Below are 25,629 nucleotides of genomic sequence, written 5' to 3' on the forward strand. Positions count from 1 at the left end.
TAATAATGAAGTTAATGTTTAAAAACGGTCAACCATATTTAGGGACGTTCACCACTCACCACTCACCACTCACCACTTACCACTCACCACTCACCACTCACCACTTACCACTTTCCAATCACCACTTTCCAATTATCACCCCATCAATCAACTGTCAACTAAATCACTTCCACAGCGCAAATAGGCGTTCAATGTCTACTTTCAGTAGTTCAGTGTCATAAGTTATTTTTTTCTTTTGTAGTTTGATTGCTAGTTGATCAATAATTTCAAGGATATCTTCTAATAAGATTTGTTTTTGTTCCTCTATGGTTTTGAATCCAAATTCTTTGGTAAAATGGCGCGTAACCAAGAGTCTAAGTTCATTCTCTTTGGTTGAAAGGTTGCTTATTTTCAAACGAGGACGAATGCTATAAAGCGGTAAATGGTCTGATGCATTTTTTAATTCTTCGGGAACATCTTCTTCTGCGTGGTAGTATTCATTGCGCACGGTATGATGTTGATCATCGTGGTTACTGAAGAACAGATTTAAGCCAATATAGGAAAATGCATGACCATAGCGTTCGGGTTGTGTTTCCTGAATTAAAAGTGTCTTAAGTGTATCAAGTTGATCGATAAAAGGTTGTAGCGATTTTTGATAGTTCCCTGAGCGTGAATATCGAATAGGTGCTTTGGGAAGTTTATTTCGCTGTGAGGCTAGTGTAGTTGCACCATATGGAGTTAGATCCACCTCTTTTCCATCTAAAACATAGCTGTCTTTCTGTTTACGCCACGATTGTGAGGTTCCCTCTTTTGCTTCAAAGCGCTTATTTTGTAGTACCGTATAGAAGGTGCCATTGATCCATTTGGAAGCAAGTGCTTCTTGCGGTTCTTCATCCCCCCATCCCGTTAAAGCTAAGGTTTCACAAAGGCGAACCAAGTGGTTCCACTCTTCGATATTTTTATACTGAAGGAGGCGTGCATAGGCTTCAAGTAAGACAGGACGTAAAGCCTCAGCTGTTTGTTGTGCTACAAATCCCTCTAGTTCTTCTAGTGTTTCGAGTTGATAAATTTCTTTCATTTTTGCTTTTTGAGCATAAAAGTAAGCATTATAAAGGAGTCTACAGTGAACGGTTTAGTAATCAGTTACCACTTTCCACTCACCATTTACCACTCACCACTTACCACTCACCACTTACCACTCACCACTCACCATTCACCGTTGACAACGAACAGTTTACAGAAAACGAGTAGTAGTAATTAGTTAATGTTAAGTGAATAGTGTTTGAAAATCACCAATATCTCGTTTAATTTGGTGTATACTTCTTATGAAAAAGAAATATAATTTGAAGATTGTTTTTTTATTCAATTATTGTTTTGCCTTACTAACAAAATGAAAAAGGAAAATTAAAACAGGTAGTAAGATGAAAAAAAGTGTTATTGTAGGAGCCTTTGTCTTAATGGCTTCGTTTGCTAGCGCCCAAACAAAAGTAAGCAGTACGAGTATTGGAATTAATTTGGGAGGATTAGTTTCGTTAGTGTATGATGATGCCTCAGTTTTAGGGTTAAAAGAGAGCCAGTGGAAACAGATTAATCAGTATCAAAGGGATTATGAAGGGCAATACAACCGATGGGCGAGTAACAAGCGCTATAGCGAGTATGAACTCAATCGAAAAAAAGACCAATTGTATCGAGAAATAAGAGTGAAAATTGGCGATATACTCACCATAGAGCAACAGGAAAAATGGAATAACAAGGTGTATGTGTACAATCATTATCACCCGTATGAACACAAAAACAAGTACAAGAAACACAAAAAAAAGTACAAGAAAAAAAATAAACACAAGCATCACCATGATCATTGTGATTAACAAGTAGAAGAACGTCTTAGTAGGCGTTCTTTTTTTGTTTTAACGTGGCTGATGTTATATCCGTTCGTTGATAAAAGTGAGCTTTTGAGTAGATAGAAATGAGTCTTAGCGTAAGGTTTTAAAAAATAGGATGACTATCTTTATAGAAGTAAAAAGTAAAAGAAGATGCAAGTAAACGATCGCCTAAAGACCGTTAATTACGATGGAATTTTTCTGTCTTGTTATTCCGATTTCAGTGAGAAGTGTTTTCATGCCGCTCCAGAGCATGTATTAGTTTATGTCTATTCAGGCGAGCAAATCATTGAAGATCGCAATAAAAAGATCCGCGTACAGGCTGGGGAATGTGTGTTTATTAGGCGTAATCACCAGTTGATCATGCACAAGAATAGTGTGGGGAATGCCCATTATAAGGGAATTTCCTTAACCTTTAAACGCAGTGTATTAAAAGAATTTTACAGCAAGCTAAACAAGTCAAAACTACCGAGGGAAATTACTGTTTCAGATACGAATGTTTTTCCCGTTGAAAAACGCGTAGATGTTACGAGTTTATTCGAATCCTTAACGCCCTATTTCAAGGAAAATACCACGCCTAGTAAAGAGGTGATTCAGCTCAAATTACTAGAGGGAATTTACGCTTTACTTAATAATTCAGCGGTCTTTTACCCCTTGTTGTTTGATTTTACCGAACCGTGGAAGATCGATATTTTAGAATTTCTAAATGATCATTATATGGATGATTTAACCTTAGAAGAAATTGCCTTTTATACGGGTAGAAGTTTAGCTACCTTTAAGAGAGATTTTAAGAAGGTAAGCAATTTAACCCCCCAACGCTGGATGATTAAAAAGCGCTTAGAGGTAGCTTATAGCCGATTGAAAGAGTCAAAAGAAAAGATTCAAACTATTTATTTGGAGGTAGGATTTAAGAATCCGTCTCACTTTTCTACAGCTTTTAAAAAGCAGTATGGCGTATCACCAACAGCGATAGAATAAAATGAGCGTTTGAGTAAGGTAATTTGAGCTTTAAAGCAAAAGGAAACGCAAAATTATAAACTAGTTTTACAATCAACTTAAAAAGAAAAAAATGCAAACGAAAAACGTAAAAGCATATGGTACAGAAGCACCAGAAGCAGATTTGAAACAGATGAATATTAGCCGTAGAGCGGTAACGGCAAAGGACGTTGAAATTGATATTTTATATTATTACATCCAATGCATTAAAATAGACCATCAAAATAGGGGGGAATTACCTCATCCAAGGTTATAATTTGCTATTCAGTGGAATATTAAAACGCAAGGAGGTTGTAAATCCATTGATAGGAGTATAGCCTGTTTTATCCGCAATAGAAAATCCATACCCAAAGTCAATTTCCAACACGGTCAAGGCCGATAAGCCCACTTTTGCGGTGAGGGTGTAAGGGGTTACTTCAGCCCTGCCAAATAAACCGATATAGTACATCTCGGAGTAGTAAGTAGCGGCTATTTCAGGAATGACAGCATAGTTGTGCTGCACCCAAGTGAAGTTAGCCGTAGCATCGAGTTTTACAATGTGATTCGAATTAAAATCAGACGCATAATAGATCCCCGTTTTTAAGATGCTTCCCTTTTGGTACTGGTAGCTGACTGTTGGCCCAACAAAGTAATTTTGGGCTTGAAGTTTGACTGTACACCCTAGGAGCAGGCAACATACAAGTAGCATGATTCTCATCGTCTTTTTTTTTATCTACTTCATGGCAAAACTAGTGTAGTGTTTCCTATGAGTAGGATGGAAGTGTAAAGGTAAAATTTTAACGAGGGCTAGGTTATCCCCAAAAGTAGTGGTTTTATTTTTGTTGTTTATCTCACTTAGTTGATATTTTGTTTTGGTGTTCGATGAATCTTCGATTTGGTTTTTGTTGTTTGCTCTTTATCTCACCTAGTTTATATTTGTTTTGGTGTTCGATGAATCTACGCTACGCTTCGATTTGCTCTTTGTTGTCTGTGATATTTACTCTTATTCAGAAGATTTTCTCATCACTCATTTCCCATCACCAATCACGAATATCTAGGATGCGACCCTTCGTTCCCTCAGGGTGACACCTTCAATAAAAAGAAGTTTATCTTTATTATAAAAATGAATCGTACAACCTTGTCATGCAGACGAAGGAAGCATCGCATCAGTCGATTCACTCATCACTCATCTCCCTTTTCCCATCTCCCTTTTCCTCTAAGTTTTGGTGTTCAATGAATCTTCGATTTGCACTTTGTACGGTTTATCTCATCTAGTTTTTTAGCAAAAATGAATACTCAGAAGTTGTCCTGCTGACGAAGGAAGCATCGCATCGTTCAGATCCCACCAATCACTACTCACCATTCACCACTCACCATTCACCAAAAAAATCATAATAATTACCTAACAATTCAATAACCTTAAATTCTAGGTGTAAAATCAATTATTTCACTCCTTTACTAAACCAAACTACGGATTAGAGTTGTGAGTGAACACGAAATAAACCAGCGACGATGTATTGCCTATCTCGCTAAAGAATGTACAGAAGAAGAGCGAATTACCTTCGAAATAGACTTGCTTTTTGACGAAGTATTGAAAAGTGAATATGAAAGCTGTTCCTTGCTGTGGAGAAGCTATCCGACTAATAAGGAGCTCTGGAACCAATCCAAACAACAAGCGACAACACGCACACAGCGTTCGATCTATTATGGACGTGTGGCTTGTGCGATTTTGGCGTTGATAGGTAGTTTAACCACGAGTTTTCTTTTGTTTCAATCTCCCGTGACGGGACCCCAAGCGGAATACCGCATTTATACGAATGAAGAGGGATCGCGAAAAAAAGTAACCTTAGAGGACGGTAGTGTTGTACTGCTCAATGGACAAGCGCGTTTGCAGTTTACCCAAAATGATTCCTTGCGCTTGGCTTGGTTGGAAGGGGAAGCTTTTTTTGATGTCGTCAAAAACGTACAAAAGAAATTTTTAGTCAAACACGAAGATTTGGAAGTTGAAGTCGTGGGAACACAGTTTAGCGTCAATACCTGGGGACAGGAAAAACAAGTCGCCTTACTCTCGGGGAAAGTCCTTGCTAAATTAGGGAATGGCGAACAGCTCTACCTTAAGCCCAACGAACAATTGTTGTGGAACACCACCCTAGGCGAGGTAAAGCGATTGAAAACCGATGTAGATCAACAGCTGAGTTGGCGAAAGCAACAATTGGTTTTCGACAATATACCTCTGGCACAAGCCCTTGAAGAAATCAATCAATTTTATGGAGTTTCCTTTGTGATTCACGATCCTGTACTAGCGCAAAAGCGCATTACTGGAGTGTTTGATCAACCGTCTGTAGAGGCGTTTATTCAAGCGCTAACCTTTATTGCTTCTTGTAGTATCACCTCAACCAATAACCACTATTTAATCGAACCTTATGCCCCATATTCTCTATCAGAAAAGCAACCCTAAACCCGATGAAGATCTGGTGTTGTTTCAGGAAATAGCCCAGGGAAGTAGAATTGCCTTTGAACAGTTTTACGTCAAGTACTACCAATACCTGTGTCGTTTTGCTCGCAGCTATGAAAAGGACAGCTACCTCGTTGAAGAAAAAGTATCGGATGTGTTTTACTATATCTGGCAGCGAAAAGAAGAGCTCAGTAGAATTGAAAATCCCAAGGTTTACGTCTTTACTATGACTAAGAATATGCTGTTTCAACAGAAGAAAACGAGTCGAAAAACAACAGTAGATCTCGAGTTTGAATCAGTAGAACAAAACTATTATGTCGCAACAATCGAAGACGATATAATTCAATCCGAACAAGAAGCTGATCTCAGACAAGCACTCCTCCATATTGTGGATCAAATACCGCCTAAATCGAGGCGAATCTTCGAAATGAGTCGAATAGACGGACTCAAATACCATCAGATTGCCGAGGTCTTAGATCTATCTGTCAAGACAGTTGAAAGCCATATGCACATCGCACTAAAGACAATCGCCCTTGTACTAACCCAAACAAATAAAAATAATAACACACGATGATGAAAAAAAGCGTTTTACTAGCTACCCTTACACTAGCTAGTATAGCAACCCAAGTCTCCCCTTTGTATGCCCGTGCCCACATGCCATTGCAAACACAGGGACAAGCAAAGAAAGCATTCAAGCTGAAACTCAACCAGAATAAGGCTACGCTTAAACAAGTATTCGATCAAGTAGAAATGCAGACTCAGCAGCACTTTGTTTACCTTACAGAAGAAATTCCCGTCAATCAAACCTATGAATTTGGAAAAGAATACGATTCCCTAGAAGCATTGCTTCGCGACGTATCGACCAAAGCCAATCTTTCTTTTCAAACCCAAGGCAATCAGATTTTGGTACAATCCAATGCGGCAACCCAACAACAGATGGCTTCCTTTAAAGGGAAAGTCGTGGATCAAGAGGGACTAGCCGTTATTGGTGCTACGGTTCGTGATGCAAATAATGAGTTTATCGCTGTAACGGATATGGAGGGACAGTTTGAATTGACTGTAACTCGTATGCCGATCTCCCTATCCTTTTCTTTTATGGGCTATCAAACCAAATGGGTTTCCTTTTCAAAGAGCAACCAAAATATTGTAGTCAAGTTAGAAGAAGACAATCAAATGTTGAATGAGATTGTGGTGACGGGACAAGGGGCTGATGTACAGAAAAAGCGTTTGGCTAATAATGTCACGGTGATTAAAGCGAGTGAATTGGAAAAAATTCCCGCTCAACGCGTCGATCAATTGCTAGCGACTAAATTGCCCAATGCACAGATCAATTTGACAGGTGGACAAGCAGGATCCACCTCGTTGATTCGCTCTCGTGGAGTAAATTCTGCCTTTTTGAGCAGTACACCCATTATTTATATCGATGGGGTTCGACTAGATAACAACAATACACGTGCCTCTTTAGGAGGTAGTGCCCAAGGCGCTTCGATGAGTTCCATTGCTGATATTCCCATGGATAATATTGAGAAAATTGAGTTTATCAATGGAGGGGCAGCCACCACACTCTATGGATCGGATGCGGCAAACGGCGTAATTCAGATTTTTACGAAAAAAAGAGGAATGCCAGGAACCTATGTCAATGTGTATACTGAAATGGGGGTAGAAACCCCTACAACTGATTTCTTACACTTTAAGCGCACCAAAGATTTGCTGTTTGAAAATGGCTTTTACCAAAAGTACCGCTTAAACCTCAATGGAGAATCCGACAGTGGGTTTGGTTATAATTTTTCCACGAGCTATCAAAACTCATCTGGGGTGCAAATTCACAAGCAAAATGAGAATCAAAAGTTCGATTTAAGCTCAGGCTTTCACGCCAAACTTTCAGAAAAGGTAACCTATGAGAGTTCCTTTTTATATGTACACAATGCCTACAAACGCAACCGAAATGGAAACCAAGGAGGGTATACTGGACTGTGGTTTGCAGAAGATGGTGCCTCAAAAATAACGGGGCCTGGGTTTAATAATCGCTTGGATGAACTCAATGCAGAAGAGTATGCTGCGATGAAAACCTTTGTCGATAATGCAGAGCGTTTGCAAGACAATAACATCCTAGTCAATCGATTTACAACCTCCCAACAATTTAAGTACAACCCTTTAGACAACCTGTCGTTTAAATTAGTTGGTGGACTTGATTACCGCATTCAAGATCAGGAAAATATCGAAACGAATGAGTACTTAACGGCAACCAAAGGGCAGCCAATAAAAGATCAAGGAAGCATTCAAAAGATACAGCGTAAATACTTAGGATTAACAGTCGAATTTAATGGACAACATCAGGTGGATGTGAATGATTTCTCTTTTATCACAACGGTAGGGGGGCAATTGTTCCGAAATTCAGACAACCAAACCCTAATTGAGGGACGCAATATTCGCGATGGGGCTTATTCGATCTCTGAGGCTGCTATTCGCACCAGTGATGAATACATCAGTGAAGTACTGAATTATGGGTTTTATCTCTCTGAAAATGTAGGGTATAAGGATAAGTTATTTTTGGATTTAGGGATACGCGGAGACCGCAACCCGTCTTTTGGAAAGAATATAGGCGTACAATACTACCCTAAAGTAGGAGCATCCTATATGCTATCACAAGAATCGTGGTTTACCAATAAAATTGTCAATACGCTGCGTTTACGCGGAAGTTATGGGGTAGCAGGTAATTTACCACCAGCTTATGCCAATGAGCGTACTGTAGCATTTGATGGGTATTTAGGTGATCAAGCCACGCGTTTCAGTCAACCTGGAAATGACGATTTACGCCCTGAGAAAACCCACACATGGGAAACAGGTGTAGATGCTTCCTTTTGGAATAACCGCCTAACGCTTTCATTGGGCTACTACTATTCTAAAACAAAAGATGCCTTGTTCTATGTACCACCAGCCCCATCAAGTGGGTATACTAAGAGCCAACTCTACAACATAGGAACGATTGAAAACAAGGGATTTGAAATGAACTTTTCCTTAGATGTAGTGGCACTACAAGATTGGAATGTAACGCTAACAGGATCGGTGAATACCTTAAAAAACAAGGTGTTGAGCACCGGTGGAGCCCCAGCGTTCAACATCAATGGTTTTAGTGCGAGAACCCTACAAACCGTAGTAGAAGAAGGAAGACCTGTTGGGTTTATCCGCGGGAATTACGGCGTGATTGGAGCAGATGGTACACTAGAAGAAACAATTCCACAGGCGTATTTGGGTAATACCATTCCCGAAGTGTTTGGAAATATAGGGTTGAATGTACGCTATAAAAATTGGAGCTTATTTGCCAATGCCAACTATCAAACGGGAGGCTATGCAGCCAATTGGGATGCTCAGTTTAGATACAACTACGGTGCTTCTGATGATTTTGTACCTATGGAGGAAATCGAGAAAAACGGCAGAAAGAACTGGTTGAATTTAACCAACCGCTTCGTAGAAAAAACAGATTACCTCAAAATTAGAACCATTGGGTTGTCTTACTACTTACGACCATCAAATCCGAGCTTGTATCAATCGATCACCTTTGGATTTACGGTGGCGAATCCGTTCAATTTTACCGCTTCTTCTTTTGATCCAGAGGCGACAATTAGCGGTGCTGCACAAGGACAAGGAGGAGCTTCAACAGGAGGTATCGCCTATGCTACGTATTCTGCACCAAGACAGTTTTTAGGTTCTATTAAAATTAATTTCTAAGTCGAAAAATCATGAGAAAAATAACAATTGCCCTCAGTTTTGTTTTTACAGCAGCTCTAACAATGGTGAGCTGTGTAGACAATCCCTATGTAACAGAAGACAACTACTTAAACAAACCCAATGCTGGACATAGTTGGGTAATAGGTTTGCAAAAACAACTGGCTTTGACCACCAATATAGTCGTGATCAATGCAGAGATTACCTCGGATAATTACTTTAACAACTACACCCAATATTCTAAAGTATTTGATCAACCTCAAATAGACTATTTCGATCCCGATGTCAATAACTTACAAGCGAGTATTCAAGCGTTGCGTGAAATGGCGGTCTATGGATTGGAAGTAGTTTTACCCAAAGACCCAACCTTAACCAAAGAACAGGTGGCTTTTATGCACTTTTGCAAGGGATATGCCCAGCTTTTAGGAGGGGAGTTTTTCCTAGGCCTACCCGAGTCGAATTTAGGAAAAATCAGTACAACGACAGACATGCTCAACAAGGCGGTAGAAAGTTTTGCCCTTGCCTATGAGATGGAAACGAAAGAAGAGGTAAAAAATGCGTATGCTTTGTTTATGGCAAGAGCCCACTATCGTTTGGGTAATAAAGCCCAGGCCAAGCAATATGCTGAAATTGCCATTACAATGCCTACTTTACTGTATACCATCCAATTTGACGGAAAGAATAATGTACCCAATGAAATGCAAAATGCGACCTATGACGCTTTGCCTAATCGCTTAGCTCCATTACCGCGTTTGGATTATTTGGACCCTAAGTTCTTTGCTGTGGGTACCCCTCAAAACGATCAAAAGGAACTGGCTTTGGCCAAAGCAGAAGAGGGTTATCTTATCTTGGCTGAGTGGGCATTGGCTACGCAAGATCTAGCAGGGAGTAAGCAGTACCTCTATGAGCTTTTGGAAGTCGTAGCCGCTCGACCAACTGAATTAGTAGACGATAAAAAAGAAACGAGAAATGGTGGAATTCGCTCGGATTACCCACTCAAAGAGGTCGGTGTTCGCTTTGATGCAACAGCACCTGAAAAACAAGGCTATGTATTGGATCGTCAAAAAGGCAAAGTACTAGTAAGTAAGGTGTCGGGTACAAAAGTGACCCAAGCGGATATTGAATCCCTTACTTCAACAGATGAGTTGTTGTACATCATCTATTTGTTACGTCAAGAAATCTTTATTAGCGAAGGTCGTCGTTTGACAGATTTGGGAATTAAATACCCGATTTCACAGATTGAAGAGGGCAATAACCCTTATGTTACGGCTGCCTATACCAAGGCGTTAATTCCCGATTTTATTCCATTGCAAGCGGGAATGGATGATTTTACTACTGATCCAGTAACAGGTGTAGTAACCATGAAATACGATATGAATAAAGTACTGGTTGCCCATAAGAATAGCCCGTATATCATGCCTTTAGTAAAGTAAAAAGAAACAGATGAAAAAAAGAATTCTAGCGTTGAGTTTTAGCGTTGCCTTTAGTTTGATAAGCTTCGCTCAAGATAGTAAACACGTGATCTTGGTGAGTATTGATGGGTTTCGCCCCGAATTTTACCAAGAGGAAAAATGGGGGACACCCAACTTAAAACAAATGGCTAAGGAAGGGGTGTCTGCCAATGGGGTACGCACGATCTTTCCTTCCGTAACCTATCCTTCACATACCACCTTATCCACGGGTACTTTACCCCATAAACACGGTATTTACTACAATACAACAGTAGGAGAACAAGGACAGCCAGGGGAGTGGATTTACGATAGCAAGGATATTCAGGTACCGACCATTTGGGAAAAAGCCAAAGAGAAAGGGTTAACAACAGCCTCTGTCTCTTGGCCTATTACGCTACACAATGCGGGTATTGATTATAACCTACCTGAAATATGGGACTTTAAACGACCAATGGATCGCATTACACCGACCAAGGCGTTTGCTACCCCTGAAGGTTTATTCGATGAGATTCTGACCCAGGCGTTGGGGCAGATTCACTACAACCAGTTTAACTTGAGTAGTTTGGCTATGGATGCGAACTTGGGACGCAGTGCGGCTTACCTCATCAAAACGTATAAACCCAATCTATTAACGATTCACTTGCCTATTACGGATGGTGCACAACACAGCCAAGGAAGAGAAGGTGATGAGGTCGCTCGTGCAATTGCAGGGGCAGATCATGCGGTTGGCATGATATGGGAAGCCGTTGTTCAAGCGGGTTTAGCAGAGCAAACCCTCCTATTGGTTACGGGTGATCACGGTTTTGTATCGACGAATTTTAGCCTAGCACCCAATATTTGGCTGAAAGAAGCCGGTTTACTCGATCGCGCTTTTTTCTTTTCCACTGGAGGAAGTGCAGTATTGCAGGTTAAAAATCCAAAGGACACCAAAATTGTAGCTGATGTTCAACGTTTAATTCAGCAATTACCTGAGCAATACCAAGCGATGTTTGAGTTGATCACTGAGCCAATGATCCGCGCAAGAGGGGGAGAACCCAAGGCCCAATTAGCCCTATCAGGTCGGTTAGGGTATGCCTTTTCTAACGCATCCACAGGAGAAGTACTTTCGCCTAGTAAAGGGGGAAAACACGGGTATTACCCCAATTTCCACGAGATTTATACCGGATTTGTTGCCTATGGGAATGGGCTAAAAAAAGGATTGGTTATTGATCAACTGAATTTAGAAGATATTCCCGTTATCATCAGCAACGTACTTCAATTCGATCTTCCAGAAGCAGAAGGCTTGTATTTGCCCCTGTTTGAATCGAAACCATAAAGCGTTTATTTTATTTTAGCTCCCACATAGACAGTACCCTGTCGTGTAAAAGAAAACCTCATCTCGTTGTAGATGGGGTTTTTTTGATGCAATACAGCTGTGAGATTTGTGAATTCTAGTGATACCTTTTGGTCCCTATTGCGTTAACTTACTAAAATAAAGGGAGGCATTGGCAAAAGTTAACCATAGAAACCCGTTATTTGCAAGGTGAAAAAAACAGGTGAAATAAGTTAACTACTCCAAGTTATTTCAACCTGATACAATGGAGTATCGGTAATACTGGGCTTTTAGCCCATTGACTATGACTTTTAAAGAATTAAATATAATCCAACCCATCCTAAATGCAATTAAGGAAATTGGATATGATCAACCTACTGCCATTCAAGCGCAGAGTATCCCTTTTATTTTACAAGGACACGATATTATTGGGTGTGCACAAACGGGAACAGGAAAAACAGCTTCTTTTTCCATTCCTATTTTACAGCTGTTGCAACAGCAAACAGCACCAAAAAAAGGAATTCGTTCGCTTATTTTAACCCCTACTAGGGAGCTAGCGATCCAGATAGACGATAATTTTAAATCCTATGGTGCACAGTTAAAAATAAAACACCTAGCTATTTTTGGAGGAGTATCTCAACACAAGCAAGTAGGACAAATCAAACGCGGTGTGGATGTTGTTATTGCAACGCCAGGTCGTTTGTTGGATTTGTTAAATCAGCAGTTGATTTCGCTTCAACACATCGAAATTGTAGTGCTAGATGAGGCCGATCGTATGTTAGATATGGGATTTGTAAGGGATGTCAACAAGATATTTACCAAAATCCCCACAAAAAGACAAACGCTATTTTTCTCAGCAACTATGCCGCCTGAGATTAAAACATTAGCGATGCAACTCGTAAAGAATCCAAAAGAAGTGCATGTATCTCCCGTTTCTTCTACCGCAGGAACGATTGAACAAGGCGTTTATTTTGCGGAAAAAGACGACAAACTAGATTTGCTGTTTTCGATATTGAAGGATGTATCCATTGAGCGTTCCTTGGTTTTTACTCGTACGAAATACGGAGCCGATCGATTGGCTAAAAAATTGGCGGGTATGGGTATTTCTGCCGCAGCCATCCATGGTAATAAATCACAAAACGCTCGACAACGTGCACTTAGCGATTTTAAAGCAAACAAGATACGCGTATTAATTGCTACAGATATTGCCGCTCGCGGTATTGATATAGAGGAATTACCACATGTAGTCAACTATGAATTGCCCAATATACCCGAAAGTTATGTACACCGAATTGGACGAACAGGACGTGCAGGTGCGCATGGTGTGGCGGTTTCTTTTTGTGCCACAGACGAGATCAAGGAGCTAAAGAAGATTGAGAAAGTCATTGGAATTAAAATTCCTGTTTTGTCTGAGTCAATGCCTACTGCAGTACTATCGAACTCAGAAACATCGACTTCGGAAGAGAAGAAAGAAAACAAGCGCAACAATCGAAATAAGCGAAATAATCGCAACAATCGAAATAAAAAACGCGAAGGTCAGGAGGCTGTAGGTCAAAAACGTGAAGGTCAAAAACGTGAAGGTCAAAAACGCGAGGGTCAAAAACGTGAAGGTCAAAAACGTGAAGGTCAAAAACGTGAAGGTCAAAAACGCGAACCGCGCAAAGAGCAAATCGAAGCGTAGCGTAGATTCATCGAACACCAAAACAAATATAAACTAGGTGAGATAAAGAACAAAGAACAAAAAGTAGATTCATCGAACACCAAAACAAAATATAAAATCAGTGAGATACACCGTAACGCAGTGTAGGTTCATCGAACACCAAAACAAAATATAAAATCAGTGAGATAAACAACAAAGCACTAGAAAACAACATATTATTGGTTTCTAGTGCTTTGTGCTATAAAATTTACTCTGTTATATGCTTCTATTTACTTGCGTTAGTTTCGTTTATTCTTATTGAGTTCATCTTGAAGCTGACGTCTGATTTTTTGTTCGCGCTCCAACGCTAATTTTTTGTACTCTTCGAGTTCGCTTTCTGCGTCTATTTGCTTTTTACGTGCGTCCCTTGTGTCAGTAAAACTCTTTTTAAACTGAATAAATAAAACCCCCAAAATCAAGAGAAGGACAAGAATAATCGACCAAACGATTATTTTAAAGGTGCTCTTGTGCGTACTAATCCCAATAAAATCAAGGTTATTTTCTTGTTCAATAGCAACAGATAGGTCTTTTTGAAGTACTTGTAGTTGATTAGACAAGGAGTCAATCGACATTTTTTGTTGGCTCAATGCACTGTTGTTTTGGCGGATAGTCGTTTGTAAACCCGTGATCGAATCTTTTACATTGTGTTGAACCTGTTGTAACTTATTTTTTTCTACTACCTTGTAATTCTGCCAGTTATTGGACTGACTGATTAATGTGTTAAACTGATTTTCGATGGTGTTGCTGTCACTTTGTGAATAGGAGGACAACGTAAATGTTAGTAAGGTGGCAGATAAAATAATTGTTTTTTTCATGGATTGAATTTTTGAGTATATTTTTCTAGTTGCATATATAAAGTCAGAATAAACTACCTATTAAACGGCTAAATATCCAGAAAAATATGGGGGAACAAAAATTAATTGGGATAAAAGATCAACCTATTTCAAATAAAAATAGTCACCATTCATCCATTCGATTTAGTTACAATCACTTAGGGGTGCGAAGATTTTACTTCAAAAGGACTACTTTTAATCGCCAGGGATGCCGTTGGATGATCGTCATCCTTTCTACAAGAAAGACAACTAAGCAATAAAACAAGACCAAGAACGATTCGGAAATTGCGGTTTTTCATACTTTTTTCATTGAAAGGGTTAATGCTATTTATAGTCAAAAGTAGACGGCAATTTTGTAGATTTTTTGAATGGAGGTGAAGAAGTGAAAAATCGGAAAGTAAGGTCATTTTGTTCTGTTTTTTTTAACAGCTGTGACAAGTAAACTTTCATCTATGTTAAATGTTTAGGCATGGGTTTGGGTTTCTGCTTGCGAAGTGTTTATATTCAACCACGGAAAGCATAAACACGGTTTTACTTAACAGGACCTGATCACCCGATCGCGCGGATTTGCAACCCTGCGTTAGATAAAAGAGAAGATAAATTATAGTTACTATAGGATAGAGGAAGGCACGGATTGCGCAAAGAAGGAACAATACCTATTGAGCTAACTGCCTTGTTAATTGATTGGATAAAAGGAAATTTAATTATAAGTTGTGGAAACGGGAAGCACTGTCTCGCAAGAGGGAGATGCACAACCTAAAAACAGGGTAGATTTTAATGAAAAATCTGCCCTTTTTTGGCTATAAACCGTATTGAATTGCACACACAGCAACAGGGGTAAAGCGTATTTCCTTTTTTAAGAGAAGACTAACTGTCCCCGTTGATGTTTTTGATTCCATACTATTCTTTGCTTTTGTATTCTTGTTTGTAAGCTTTGCTTGTATTAAAACAATTTCATATCTCCATCTTGAATCCAGTGCTTTTTCTTCAGAAGAGAATAGATTAGATAGGATAGAAGCATTGGGCCTATAAATTGTAAACTTACAATTGTTAAGAGGATATACGTAGAAGAATAGGAGTCTTTCATCGCATTAAACGTTCCAATTTGCCCCACGAGTCCACAACTTCCCATACCCGACTCTAAGGCCGTATTTTGCATATCAAAAAACAAAATAGCCAGAGGGCCTAAGATAGCTGATGCCGCTGTTGGAGGAATCCAGATCTTCCAGTTTTTGTAAATGTTGGGCATTTGCAACATACTAGTACCCAACCCTTGCGCGAGTACGCCCTTTAGGCCATTGTCTTTGTAACTGATGGTTGCAAATCCAATCATTTGAGCACAACAACCGATAGTAGCCGCTCCTGCTGCTAATCCATCCAACTGCAACATCAAACACAAGGCTGCGGAGGAGATCGGCAAAGTCAATGCTATTCCTACCACTACAGCGATCACCATACCCATAATGAGGGGATTAGCCTCTGTAGATAGGATAATGAGTTGTCCAATCCACTGCATTACCTGATTGACGCTTGGGCCAATCAATTGGGCTAAAGCTACCCCAACTAAAACGGTAACAATAGGCGTAACCACAATATCTATTCGCGTTTCCCCTGCTACGGCTTTGCCTATTTCTACAGCAACGATGGTGGCGAGAAATACACCTAAAGGACCACCCAATTGATAAGCCGCCACACCCACAACAGCAGAAGAAAAGAGTACCAACTGAGGCGCTCGTAAACTATAGGCGATTGCCAGTGCGATTACGGGACCTGTGGCTTGATTGGCAAAAGGCCAAACAACCGTTGTTAAGAAGGGAATCCCCAATTCTTCCCCTATTGTTTTGAGGATGGTTCCAACGAGTAGGGTGGCAAATAACCCGTAGGCCATGGCCCCCATCGCATCGATAAAATAGCGCTTACTCGAAATTTGGATGTCTTTTTTTTGAAGAAATGCTCGCATGAATAGGATGATTTTATAAAAGGGTGATGCCCAAAGCAAAGTTAACTAAAAGCAAGGAGGTTGCTTGAGTTTTTCCCCCGATCGCGCGGATTTGAATCCGTGCGCTAGATTTATTCTAATTCTTTTATAAAAAAGAAGATAAATTATATTCACCAGCAGAATACGCTACAAAACTACATCAGTCGAAATTAACCTGCAATACTGCCTTCTCATATATGGTAAAAAAAAGCTCAAATGGCTTTATTTTTCTCTCTATAAAAAACATAAACAACTGTTATTCAGTTGTTTGTTTTGCTTGGTCTTAGTTTTGTTTGGGTCTTCTTCGGTAAACATGTGTATTTACGGGGGATTACCCCACATTTACCGAACAAAACCCGAACAAAACCCGAACAAAACTCGAACAAAATCCCCCGATCGCGACGAAGGCACGGATTGATTCTAATTCTTTTATAAAAGAGAAGATAAATTATATTCACCATCGGATAGATGAAGGCATAGATTGCCGCGCCATCGGATCATGCAATAGTAACAACAGTAAACGATACGCGTTTACTGTTGTTATTGCTGCACTAACCCCTTGAAGTGATTGAGGAGCATGGCTGCCGTTTGTTGCGGATGAGAAATCAACCCTCCATGTCCAGCACCAGGAATTGTATACAGTGCTATAGCCTTCACTTGTTGTTTAATTTCTTGAGCAACTGCTGGGTAAACGAGGATCGAATCCGATCCTGTAATCAACGTTATATGGCCCTTAAATTGGTTGAGGTTTTCAGGCTTTAGGTTGAGACGCTCTGGATCATGAGCCTGATCTAGCCAAGTGCGGTAACTCGCTGTCATGGTATTGCGGGCTCTTTCATCAAAAATAGCAGACCAACTGCCTGTGCCAAAGGCAACCTTTTCAATAAAATGAAACGTACCCTGTTCTATAGCGCCTTGTTCCAAGAGGGTTTTGCTCTTTTGCATGTCCTCTTGTACAGCGGTTAGGATTGATTGGTATTCAGGTTTTCCCTTGAGCAACCCAAAGACAGGCGGTTCGTAAAGCACAATACTTTCAACGCGATCCGCGTGATTCGTTGCTAGTTCAATGGTGATGTTAGCACCATAGGAATGCCCAATGAAATGCGCTTTTTTGAACCCCAACTCATCCAGTAGGGCTAAGGCATCTTGTACATCCATTGATATCGTTCCTTGTTTGGTGTCAGGGGTAGAAGCACTGTGTCCACGTCTATCGTATAGGAGGATAGGATTGGGTACGGCTTTACTTACTTCTTCTGCTACGGCTAACCACGAATTGTGATCATCCCATGATCCGTGAATAAAGACAAGGGGAGTCCCTTCCCCTTTTTTATAGCGTACAGCCAAATCTACTTCTTCAGTATGAATCAGGTGAAGGGGCGTGTTTTCAAGGGTGAAATACGCTTGTTCTGCGGGTGTTTGTGCATGAATCGCAAGAGGGAGTAGTAGCATAAAGGCAAAAACGAGACGGAGCATGCGTTGATATTGAAATAGAAGCATAATAGTATCTTATTGAGATTAATTATAAATAACGAAGTTAAGTAAAAAAAGAAGAGGAGGAAGCTCTTTTGTTTGCTATTCCTACGGAGCTGTGAAAATAATAGGGTGGAACAGCGGATGTCTTTTTTTTGAATCCCTTTTTAAGTAAATTTGTTGATAGAATTTCACTTTAATGGGGGATAGTATGACAGTACTAACTGTTTTAAGTAAAAGATAGAAACGAAGACTATGGGATTTTTAGATCGATTTAAAAAGAAACAGCAGCAACAGCCAACCAAAGATCAGTTGACTTTGGAGGAGATTTTAGAACAGGCATCGTCTGATCCTACCTATCGCATTGAATTCTACAACCGATTACTAACAGATGAATTGGTGATCTTGACGCAAAATCCAAATTTTCAAGCAGGAAGACATACTTTAGAACAAGAGGCAACGGTCAATATTGTTTCCTATGCAGATGGTAAAATTCCAGTATTCACTTCTATAGATCGAATTTTTGATAAAGGGGTGATTACGGAAGAAGTGGAATATATGCAGCTGACAGGTAAGAATTTATTTGATCTTGCACAAGGGGCGACGTTTGTACTCAATCCTTATTCAGACTACGGAAAAGAACTGATACCAGAAGAAATTGAACGACTGTTACAGGGGACTATTACGGCTACTGGAAAAACGATTACTGTAGAAAAGGAAACCCAGGTTCAGCTGGGACAACCAGCAAAGTATCCCACTGCAATTGTAAAGGCGTTAAGTGAATTTTTTGCAACACGCCCACTAGTGAAAGCAGCTTATTTGGGTTGGATATACGATCCAGAAAGCGGCGAATTACCTCATTATATTATGGGAATTGATGCGGATGGAGCGGTACAAGAACTGACACAAGAAGCGGGTTTTGTCGCACAACAATTTTTAAAAGAACACGAGTTTATTGACTTTGTTCAAATAGACGATAGTCCGTTAAGTAATTATTTTACAGAACAAACCACTCCTTTTTATCAACGAAAGGAATAGGTAAGTTTTCATGCGCTTTGTCCTGATCCCACGGATTTAAGGTGGAAATCCGCGCCATCGAATCAAGGTAAAAAAGCCTGTTTTTTATTGCCAATTCAATTCAATTGCTGAACTTTGAATAAACACCCTTAGGTATGATAGACAATCAAATTAATGCAGATGAATTTGTTTCTAAATTCATGGATATGAGTCGGAATCATTTGACCTATATTCAAACGCCAATTAAAATTTTTGCCCTTAAGGATATTGCGCCTTACCTTAAAATTCCAATTCCGCCTATTTTCTTTGGGTACAATTTATTGATTCACCTGACCAAAGGCTATTTTACCCAACGCATTGGATCAACTACATTTACCGTAGAAGCACCTGCTGTTTTGCTGTGTAACTATGGCTATATTTCGGCTATTGAGTCTGTGGATAAATCGGCAGAAGGCTATTGTGTGTTGATTAAAGAACACGCTATGACCTCTATGTTTCGCGAAACCCAGATCTTGAATATTTTTACCATCTCGCCTTTGCTCAATCTCGATGCGCAAAATAGTGCGGCACTCAGCAGTCTACTCGATTTATTGTATAGTGAGATTCACAGCGATAAACCCTATAAAGAGCTGTATGAGAGTTTGTTCAAAACCATTGCTTTGATGGTGATTAAGTTGTCGGATTCGACACGATCTATTGAGCGTAAGCAAGAGATTGCCATTGCATTCAAACAACTCGTTCATTTACACTTTAACAAGCATAAGACCGTCGATTTTTATGCCGATCAACTCAAGGTGTCCATCAATTACTTGAATCGCTGTGTTTCTGCGGTATATCAAAAATCATCCAAGCAACTCATCTTGGAAATCGCCATTATTCACAGCCAACTTTTACTGCTAGAAACCAACAAGAGCATTGCTACGATTGCTTATGAACTCGATTTTGTCGATCCCTCTTATTTTGCTCGACTTTTTAAAAAACACGTGGGTATTACGCCTTCAGAATACAGAAAAATATAACCTCAACGGTATTGTAAAGATGCACGATTTGTCCTAGTATTAATCTGAACTATCATATTTGTTTCGTAATCAGCTTCTTATATTTGTTCAAAGTAGGGTTTGATCGTTTTTGTTCTTTTGGATGAAGAAAAGATTTACTTAATTTTCTGTACTTAGGAAAAGAAACCGTCAAACTGCTGCGGATTTTTAATTGAAAAAAGGAGTATAGTTATGCAGGCAGTAATAGAACACATCGATTTTAGTACCTATATCGCAGAATTTAAGAAGCGATTAAAATATTTATTTCGCGAAAAATACAATTATAATGATATGGGATTAACCCGTGATTTTCCCCCTGAATTGATGGAGGAAATCATGGAGGAAAAACCATTAGCAGTTGCTATTCCGACTGAGCATGGCGGGCGAGGCGTACAAGTAAAAGAGTGTTTGCAAATACTTGCCGCTGCTTCGTATGAGTCGTTGCCCTTATCGTTGATGTTTGGAATTAACATTGCGCTCTTTTTGGAACCCCTTGCCAAATATGGACAACCAGCTGTGCAGCAACGCGTATTTCAACAGTTTATGGAAAACAAAGCCATGGGTGGTTTAATGATTACGGAAAAAGCGCATGGGAGTGATGCCTTGAATATGAAAACAGCCTTTCAGCACAAAGAGGGCCTGTTTCATATTAAGGGACAAAAACACTGGCAAGGCTTGAGTGGTGCTGCTGATTTTTGGTTGGTAACCGCAAGAGAGACTAAATCCAATGGCGAATTATCTCGCGATATTGACTTTTTTGTTTCTGAAAACAACAGAGCAGATCAACATATTCCGATGACGCATCGCTACAATAACCTCGGATTATATGCCATTCCCTATGGGATCAACGAAATTGATATTGCCGTTCCTTCGGAACAAAAATTAGTAACGGAAAGCACGGGAATTAAACTAATGCTCGATACGCTACACCGCAGTCGTTTGCAATTTCCAGGGATGGGATTGGGCTTTATTCAACGATTGTTAGACGAGTCTTTGGCGCATTGTCAGGAAAGACAAGTAGGAGGGGTTTCGCTGTTGAGTATTGATTCGGTGAAAAATCAAATTGCCAAGATTCAAGCAGCTTATACGCTGTGTTCGGGTATGTGTATTTTTAGCGTGGCAACTAGTGGCATTGAGCACGACTTAGCTTCGATGAGTATTGAGGCCAATGTACTCAAAGCGGTTGTGACAGATTTAATGCAAGAATCAGCTCAAATAAGCTTGCAATTAGCAGGGGCGAATGGATATCGCTTGGACCATATTGCAGGGCGATCATTAGTGGACTGTAGACCTTTCCAAATTTTTGAGGGATCCAATGAAATGCTGTATACGCAAATAGCTGAGGGAATTGTCAAATTGATGCGCAAGGCCAAGGAAACCAATTTATATCGCTTTTTACAAGGATATGAACGCACCAATGAAAGTGTGGATTTATTTCGTACCTACTTTGATTTTACGGTGGACAGCACAGTTAAACAACGCAATATGTTGCTGATAGGCAAGATGCTTTCTCGTGTGATTAGCTTTCAGTTTGTGTTGGAAATGGACGATTTTAACCCCCAACTCGTAGAAATTACCCGTCAACAGGTGGAAGCGGATTTAGCTGCTTTTTATGGACAGTTTAAAACCCAAAATGATGTAGATCCTATTTTGGATTATCAAGTCAATTCAGATTGGACGCGTTTCTTATAGGTGAGTGGAAAGTGGAAAGTGGAGATGGGAGATGGAGATGATTTTCTCATTTCTCATCTCCCATCTCCCATCTCTTCTGTAAACTGTCAACCGTTAACTGTAAACTGTAAACTGTAAATAATGCTTGGATACTACCTCTATTGTGAGTCCATAGTGTCTCTATTAAAACAATGCTTTTTAATAGAGACACTATGGACTCATCATGGACACATGACGGATCAAACCCAAACAATCAATAATAAAAAGTAAGTCAACTGTCAACTAAAATGTATAAATTGCCCCTGTGATTCCCTAGTCGTACTCATTCCAACTTCGGTTGGTGTAGGGCAACGGCTACGGATATAAAAACAGCTATGAGAACAATAACATTTATCGATAGTGCTTATCCAAAAGCACATCAATTGGAGGCATTTATCTGGTCTGGTCGTTTGGATGAGGCTGGAACATTGTGGTTTGACTTGCATTTAAAATCCCAATATTACTATCGCAGTGAAGGGGAGGAGTATATAGAAGAGGAAGAAGAGGAGGAGGGTGAAGATACGGTCTATGACAGTTGGAATTCTTGGCAATCCAAAATTGTGTGGGACAATTACCACCAGTGTACGCTATCGTCTTCGTATTGGTCCGATGAAGAGGGGATTTGCATTGGAGATGAGGAACATCCTTTTGATTTTAGGGAATTACAAGATCGCGTTTTTACCCTTGATACCCTGCCTTTGCCAGCAGATTGGACAGAAGAGGATGCAGCGTTTGGTATTTATTTGTTGGGCCACGATTGGTGTGCCAATCACAACCTTCAATTCACCGCCTTAGCCAACGGACTATACGACATCCAATGGAAAGGGAAAATAGCGCTAGCTTATGGCGGATTTTATGAGTATTTACACGATTTCGAGGCTCGTATTACCGATGCAACCTTTGATGGGTTTTACTTTCCTACTGCTTGGAGCTTAGAAGAGGCTACTGATCGTTTTAAAAAAGTACTCCGTTCATTTGAGCAGTATACCTTTGTTGATCTAAACCCCAAAAGCCACAAACGGGAGTATAAATTGGCACTGCTGACTGAGGTAAATCGCATTTAATAATGGGTAATTAACTCCAACTTTGCCTATCAAATAAGCCCCTAAAATAAAAGGTGTTAGAACAACTGAAGCCTAGTGGAACTCTAGTGGATTGGAGTAAGGAAGTAGAAAATAGGACGTATGAATGGAGCTGTTTACTGCCTTTTAACGCTAACTGTCCCTGTGGGCTGTTATTTGTAAAAGGGATACTAAGTCAGGGATTTTATCCGTATCTTTAAACACCAGTAAACGAAAACACCATGAAAATTGGAGCCGATGCTTTAGGCGTAAGTAAAAAAGACGCAGCTAAGATTATAAGCCTTGTGATTGTAGCCTATATCCTTTTGGGCGTGCTAATGGATTGGGTATTTGACCAAAACCTTGAGGCGTGGTACTACTATCTCGTGAAAGGCGTGCTTTTTGGTGTGTTTTTCTCCTTGGTGTTTTACTTCTTCATCAAGAAGATGACGAAGGGAATCCTGCTTAAATTAGATTTACCCCTAGAAGAGGACGAAGTCCTCGAAGCTTATGGTGTGGCCAATTTATTTTTAAACCGACAGGCTATTGGTGGAAAGCTAGGTATCACCCAAGACTATTTACTGTTCCATTCCCATAAATTTAATTTTACGAAAAAAACGGTACGCATCGCTTTTGCCGATATACAAAGTATCAAGCCGTGTAGAACCATGGGGTTGATCGACAATGGTTTAAAAGTGAATTTAGCGGATCAGGCATGCCGTTTTGTGGTTAATGATCGAGCGAAATGGATGGAGTTGTTGCAGGCGAAACTCAAGTAAGAGGTCATCTTTTCCTGTGCACAACCCCTTATCATTTCCCTAATTTTCCCTCTTATTTTTACCAATATAGCAGAAAACACACCCTATTTTTCTCAAATTATACACGTGTTTTCCGCGGCGACTTCGTAGCTTTACCTTAAATAAAATTTGATATTATGCCTTGGAATCCTACTGTCTACAACCAGTTTAAATCGGTTCGTTTTTTGCCTTTTTTTGATTTGAGTGCGCTGATTCAACCCACCACACCCATGAAATCTGTTGATTTAGGTTGTGGTACGGGAGAGCAAACCGCCTTACTCGTTGAAAAGTTTGAACAAGCTACTTTTGTGGGAATTGATGCCTCTCAAGAGATGTTGGAAAAAGCCTACCCTTTGGCGTCTGATCGGTTGACTTTTAAACAACAGACCATCGAACAATTCGCCACTTCAACAGAAACCTGGGATCTGATCTTTAGCAATGCTGCCCTACAGTGGTCGGATGATCATCAGACCTTGTTTCCCCAGTTGATTGAAAAACTAAATTCAGGAGGACAATTTGCTGTTCAAATGCCCTCCCAAGCAGAGAATATACTCAACCAATTACTCGATCGTTTAGCGGAGCAAGAACCGTTTAAAACACAGCTAGGAGGATGGAACAGAAAAACAGCGGTACTCCCTTTGGATGCCTATGCGCAACTGATGTTTGAAGGAGGATTGGTCGATTTGAATATCGCTCAACGCGTGTATCCTATTATTGCGGATACTCACCAAGCACTGTATGACTTTATTTCAGGTTCTGCCTTGATTCCCTATATGGAACGACTCAAGGAAGAGGAACAACCGCAGTTTGTAAAAGCCTTTCAAGCAGAAATAGCCCGTGCTTTTCCGACCTTGCCCGCATTGTACGCATTTAAGAGAATACTGCTGTATGGTAGAAAGGAAAAGCGATAAAGGAGTTTTACAAAAAATAGTAGAGTCTATTGTTGATCGTCTTTTACAACTAAAATAGGTTGCAAGGTGGTTCGTCAATAGACGATAGAAATAGAAAAAAGCAGTAGGAGAGCCCCTACTGCTTTTTTTTATGCTCAAGCTTGATTTCATCCTGAAGTAAGTTACTCTTTTTGCAACAGGTTAACTTTCCGTGTATCCTACATAAGCAGTATAAAAAGAAATTCGGTTTTGTGAAAAACGCTATATTTGGAGTAGTGAGTAGGTTAGTGGTGGAGGAGTATCCGTATTAACAGGAGGTAATTTCTGGGAAGGAGCGGTAACTGCCTTTTATGTGAGTATGTTAAATCATTCAGCGCATAAAGTAGAAACAATGGAGCAGAATGGCGAAGGAGATTTTACAGGTAAGGGGGCTGTATCAAAGTATGAACCAAAAAATAGTGATGGTCTTACTTTAGATCAATATAATAAATTACCTCTCTTTGGGAGAATATTTAGTGATAGACCAGGCGTAATAGGTGGAGCAGTCGAATTTGGTCCTGGTAAAGGGGCTAAATATCTTGCTAAAATGCTAGCTAGGGAAGGGACAAGTTTAGTTGAAGTTAAAAAATATGGTGATTTTTGGAAATACACAACTAAAACTATGGCTAGAAATGGCAATGGAAGTTATACTTTAACTACAAAATATTTGAATGCACAAGGGAAAACGATTCGATGGTTTCACGATACTTATACTAAGACTGGAACTTTTTTACATAGAGGATATACTGAAGGCAGTACTAAAGTTCATTTATGGTGGAATGGTGTTAAGCAGTATGGTAATGATTTCTTTCAAACATTTAGATAATTATGAAGCGTTTTAAATTTAATAACATAAAAGAAGTTTTATTTTCAATAAAAAATAAAAATTTTGATAGGAACTTCGCTTCACTCATCGGTTTGTCTTATTCAATTGATGAAGGTGAAATTGGAGGGTATTCATTTGAATTTGATGAAGATAAATTAAATAAATACTCTTTTTTATTTAATTTTTTTGATGTTGATCAAATAGGTCTTTCTGATGAAGAGTTTAAAAAAATTGTTGAAACAATTCTTTTATTCACTTCAGAGGATATAAAGCCGACTGAGATTAAAAAAATATTATATGAAAAACAATTGAAAGAGCTAGAGTGTAAGTTTAATAAAAAAATTATATCTAAAGAAGTATATAATAGCCAAGTTAATAAGTATATAGATTAAACACAAGACCCAGTCAACGGCTGGGTTTTTCATTTATGACTTAATCGAAGTTTAGATTTTAGAAGTTGAGTATAATGCTTTAAAAAGTCCTGTATCTATTCA

21 protein-coding genes and 1 pseudogene are annotated in these 25,629 nt (G+C 39.6%); 17 read left to right on the forward strand and 5 right to left on the reverse strand.

Features of this window, described 5'->3' with window-relative positions; all coding sequences use genetic code 11:
• Positions 1 to 163: 163 nt before the first annotated feature.
• Positions 164 to 1,057 (reverse strand): hypothetical protein, encoded by an 894-nt coding sequence (locus ACPDHL_RS09385; protein WP_430532508.1) that lies wholly within the window; start codon positions 1,055 to 1,057, stop codon positions 164 to 166.
• Between the two features lie 343 nt (positions 1,058 to 1,400).
• Between ACPDHL_RS09385 and ACPDHL_RS09390 the strand changes: the two genes are divergently transcribed.
• The 3 genes and pseudogenes from ACPDHL_RS09390 to ACPDHL_RS09400 form a co-directional block, all read left to right on the forward strand.
• Positions 1,401 to 1,847: a hypothetical protein gene (locus ACPDHL_RS09390; protein WP_430532509.1), complete on the forward strand. Its 447-nt coding sequence runs from the start codon at positions 1,401 to 1,403 to the stop codon at positions 1,845 to 1,847.
• Between the two features lie 165 nt (positions 1,848 to 2,012).
• A complete protein-coding gene (locus ACPDHL_RS09395; protein WP_430532510.1) occupies positions 2,013 to 2,837 on the forward strand; it encodes a helix-turn-helix domain-containing protein in 825 nt (274 codons plus the stop codon).
• 91 nt (positions 2,838 to 2,928) lie between these two features.
• Positions 2,929 to 3,045 (forward strand): annotated as a pseudogene (locus ACPDHL_RS09400) (NAD(P)-dependent alcohol dehydrogenase); the annotation flags it as partial.
• Between the two features lie 60 nt (positions 3,046 to 3,105).
• Here ACPDHL_RS09400 and ACPDHL_RS09405 read toward each other — a convergent pair.
• Entirely contained in the window at positions 3,106 to 3,552 is a 447-nt protein-coding gene (locus tag ACPDHL_RS09405) for a hypothetical protein (RefSeq protein WP_430532511.1), read from the reverse strand.
• Positions 3,553 to 4,317: 765 nt separating this feature from the next.
• Between ACPDHL_RS09405 and ACPDHL_RS09410 the strand changes: the two genes are divergently transcribed.
• The 6 genes from ACPDHL_RS09410 to ACPDHL_RS09435 all read left to right on the forward strand — a co-directional run bounded on the left by ACPDHL_RS09410 (position 4,318) and on the right by ACPDHL_RS09435 (position 13,459).
• Positions 4,318 to 5,292: a FecR family protein gene (locus ACPDHL_RS09410; protein WP_430532512.1), complete on the forward strand. Its 975-nt coding sequence runs from the start codon at positions 4,318 to 4,320 to the stop codon at positions 5,290 to 5,292.
• The gene (locus ACPDHL_RS09415) at positions 5,258 to 5,863 is read left to right on the forward strand and encodes an RNA polymerase sigma-70 factor (RefSeq protein WP_430532513.1); all 606 of its coding nucleotides are present in this window, start codon (positions 5,258 to 5,260) and stop codon (positions 5,861 to 5,863) included. Before ACPDHL_RS09410 ends, ACPDHL_RS09415 begins: the two co-directional genes overlap by 35 nt.
• Positions 5,860 to 9,018 carry a TonB-dependent receptor domain-containing protein gene (locus ACPDHL_RS09420; RefSeq protein ID WP_430532514.1) on the forward strand — a complete coding sequence of 1,053 codons (3,159 nt, stop codon included), beginning with the start codon at positions 5,860 to 5,862 and terminating at the stop codon, positions 9,016 to 9,018. The genes ACPDHL_RS09415 and ACPDHL_RS09420 overlap by 4 nt, the downstream gene beginning before the upstream one ends.
• A gap of 11 nt (positions 9,019 to 9,029) precedes the next feature.
• Positions 9,030 to 10,448: a tetratricopeptide repeat protein gene (locus ACPDHL_RS09425; RefSeq protein WP_430532515.1), complete on the forward strand. Its 1,419-nt coding sequence runs from the start codon at positions 9,030 to 9,032 to the stop codon at positions 10,446 to 10,448.
• 10 nt (positions 10,449 to 10,458) lie between these two features.
• A complete protein-coding gene (locus ACPDHL_RS09430; RefSeq protein WP_430532516.1) occupies positions 10,459 to 11,781 on the forward strand; it encodes an alkaline phosphatase family protein in 1,323 nt (440 codons plus the stop codon).
• 301 nt (positions 11,782 to 12,082) lie between these two features.
• Complete coding sequence (locus tag ACPDHL_RS09435; protein ID WP_430532517.1) at positions 12,083 to 13,459, forward strand: DEAD/DEAH box helicase; 1,377 nt, start codon at positions 12,083 to 12,085, stop codon at positions 13,457 to 13,459.
• Positions 13,460 to 13,716: 257 nt separating this feature from the next.
• Here ACPDHL_RS09435 and ACPDHL_RS09440 read toward each other — a convergent pair whose 3' ends face one another.
• The 3 genes from ACPDHL_RS09440 to ACPDHL_RS09450 all read right to left on the reverse strand — a co-directional run bounded on the left by ACPDHL_RS09440 (position 13,717) and on the right by ACPDHL_RS09450 (position 17,785).
• Entirely contained in the window at positions 13,717 to 14,292 is a 576-nt protein-coding gene (locus ACPDHL_RS09440; protein WP_430532518.1) for a hypothetical protein, read from the reverse strand.
• 961 nt (positions 14,293 to 15,253) lie between these two features.
• Entirely contained in the window at positions 15,254 to 16,270 is a 1,017-nt protein-coding gene (locus ACPDHL_RS09445) for a PTS transporter subunit IIC (protein WP_430532519.1), read from the reverse strand.
• Positions 16,271 to 16,828: 558 nt separating this feature from the next.
• On the reverse strand, positions 16,829 to 17,785 hold the full coding sequence (locus ACPDHL_RS09450) for an alpha/beta fold hydrolase (RefSeq protein WP_430532520.1): 957 nt from the start codon (positions 17,783 to 17,785) through the stop codon (positions 16,829 to 16,831).
• Positions 17,786 to 18,013: 228 nt separating this feature from the next.
• On the opposite strand from ACPDHL_RS09450, the gene ACPDHL_RS09455 reads away from it, so the two are divergent.
• The 8 genes from ACPDHL_RS09455 to ACPDHL_RS09490 all read left to right on the forward strand — a co-directional run bounded on the left by ACPDHL_RS09455 (position 18,014) and on the right by ACPDHL_RS09490 (position 25,527).
• The gene (locus tag ACPDHL_RS09455; protein WP_430532521.1) at positions 18,014 to 18,796 is read left to right on the forward strand and encodes an enhanced serine sensitivity protein SseB C-terminal domain-containing protein; all 783 of its coding nucleotides are present in this window, start codon (positions 18,014 to 18,016) and stop codon (positions 18,794 to 18,796) included.
• A 134-nt stretch (positions 18,797 to 18,930) separates the two neighbouring features.
• Positions 18,931 to 19,794 carry a helix-turn-helix domain-containing protein gene (locus ACPDHL_RS09460; protein WP_430532522.1) on the forward strand — a complete coding sequence of 288 codons (864 nt, stop codon included), beginning with the start codon at positions 18,931 to 18,933 and terminating at the stop codon, positions 19,792 to 19,794.
• 210 nt (positions 19,795 to 20,004) lie between these two features.
• Complete coding sequence (locus ACPDHL_RS09465; protein WP_430532523.1) at positions 20,005 to 21,504, forward strand: acyl-CoA dehydrogenase family protein; 1,500 nt, start codon at positions 20,005 to 20,007, stop codon at positions 21,502 to 21,504.
• A 353-nt stretch (positions 21,505 to 21,857) separates the two neighbouring features.
• Positions 21,858 to 22,586, forward strand: a complete 729-nt coding sequence (locus ACPDHL_RS09470) for a hypothetical protein (protein ID WP_430532524.1) — start codon at positions 21,858 to 21,860, stop codon at positions 22,584 to 22,586.
• Positions 22,587 to 22,825: 239 nt separating this feature from the next.
• Positions 22,826 to 23,362 carry a hypothetical protein gene (locus ACPDHL_RS09475; protein WP_430532525.1) on the forward strand — a complete coding sequence of 179 codons (537 nt, stop codon included), beginning with the start codon at positions 22,826 to 22,828 and terminating at the stop codon, positions 23,360 to 23,362.
• Positions 23,363 to 23,517: 155 nt separating this feature from the next.
• Positions 23,518 to 24,291: a methyltransferase domain-containing protein gene (locus tag ACPDHL_RS09480; RefSeq protein ID WP_430532526.1), complete on the forward strand. Its 774-nt coding sequence runs from the start codon at positions 23,518 to 23,520 to the stop codon at positions 24,289 to 24,291.
• Between the two features lie 370 nt (positions 24,292 to 24,661).
• Positions 24,662 to 25,135, forward strand: coding sequence for a hypothetical protein (locus ACPDHL_RS09485; RefSeq protein WP_430532527.1), 474 nt, complete (start codon positions 24,662 to 24,664; stop codon positions 25,133 to 25,135).
• 2 nt (positions 25,136 to 25,137) lie between these two features.
• Positions 25,138 to 25,527, forward strand: a complete 390-nt coding sequence (locus tag ACPDHL_RS09490) for a hypothetical protein (RefSeq protein ID WP_182648071.1) — start codon at positions 25,138 to 25,140, stop codon at positions 25,525 to 25,527.
• Positions 25,528 to 25,629: the final 102 nt, after the last annotated feature.

It is taken from the genome of Myroides sp. C15-4, assembly GCF_050522745.1.
GTDB lineage: Bacteria > Bacteroidota > Bacteroidia > Flavobacteriales > Flavobacteriaceae > Flavobacterium.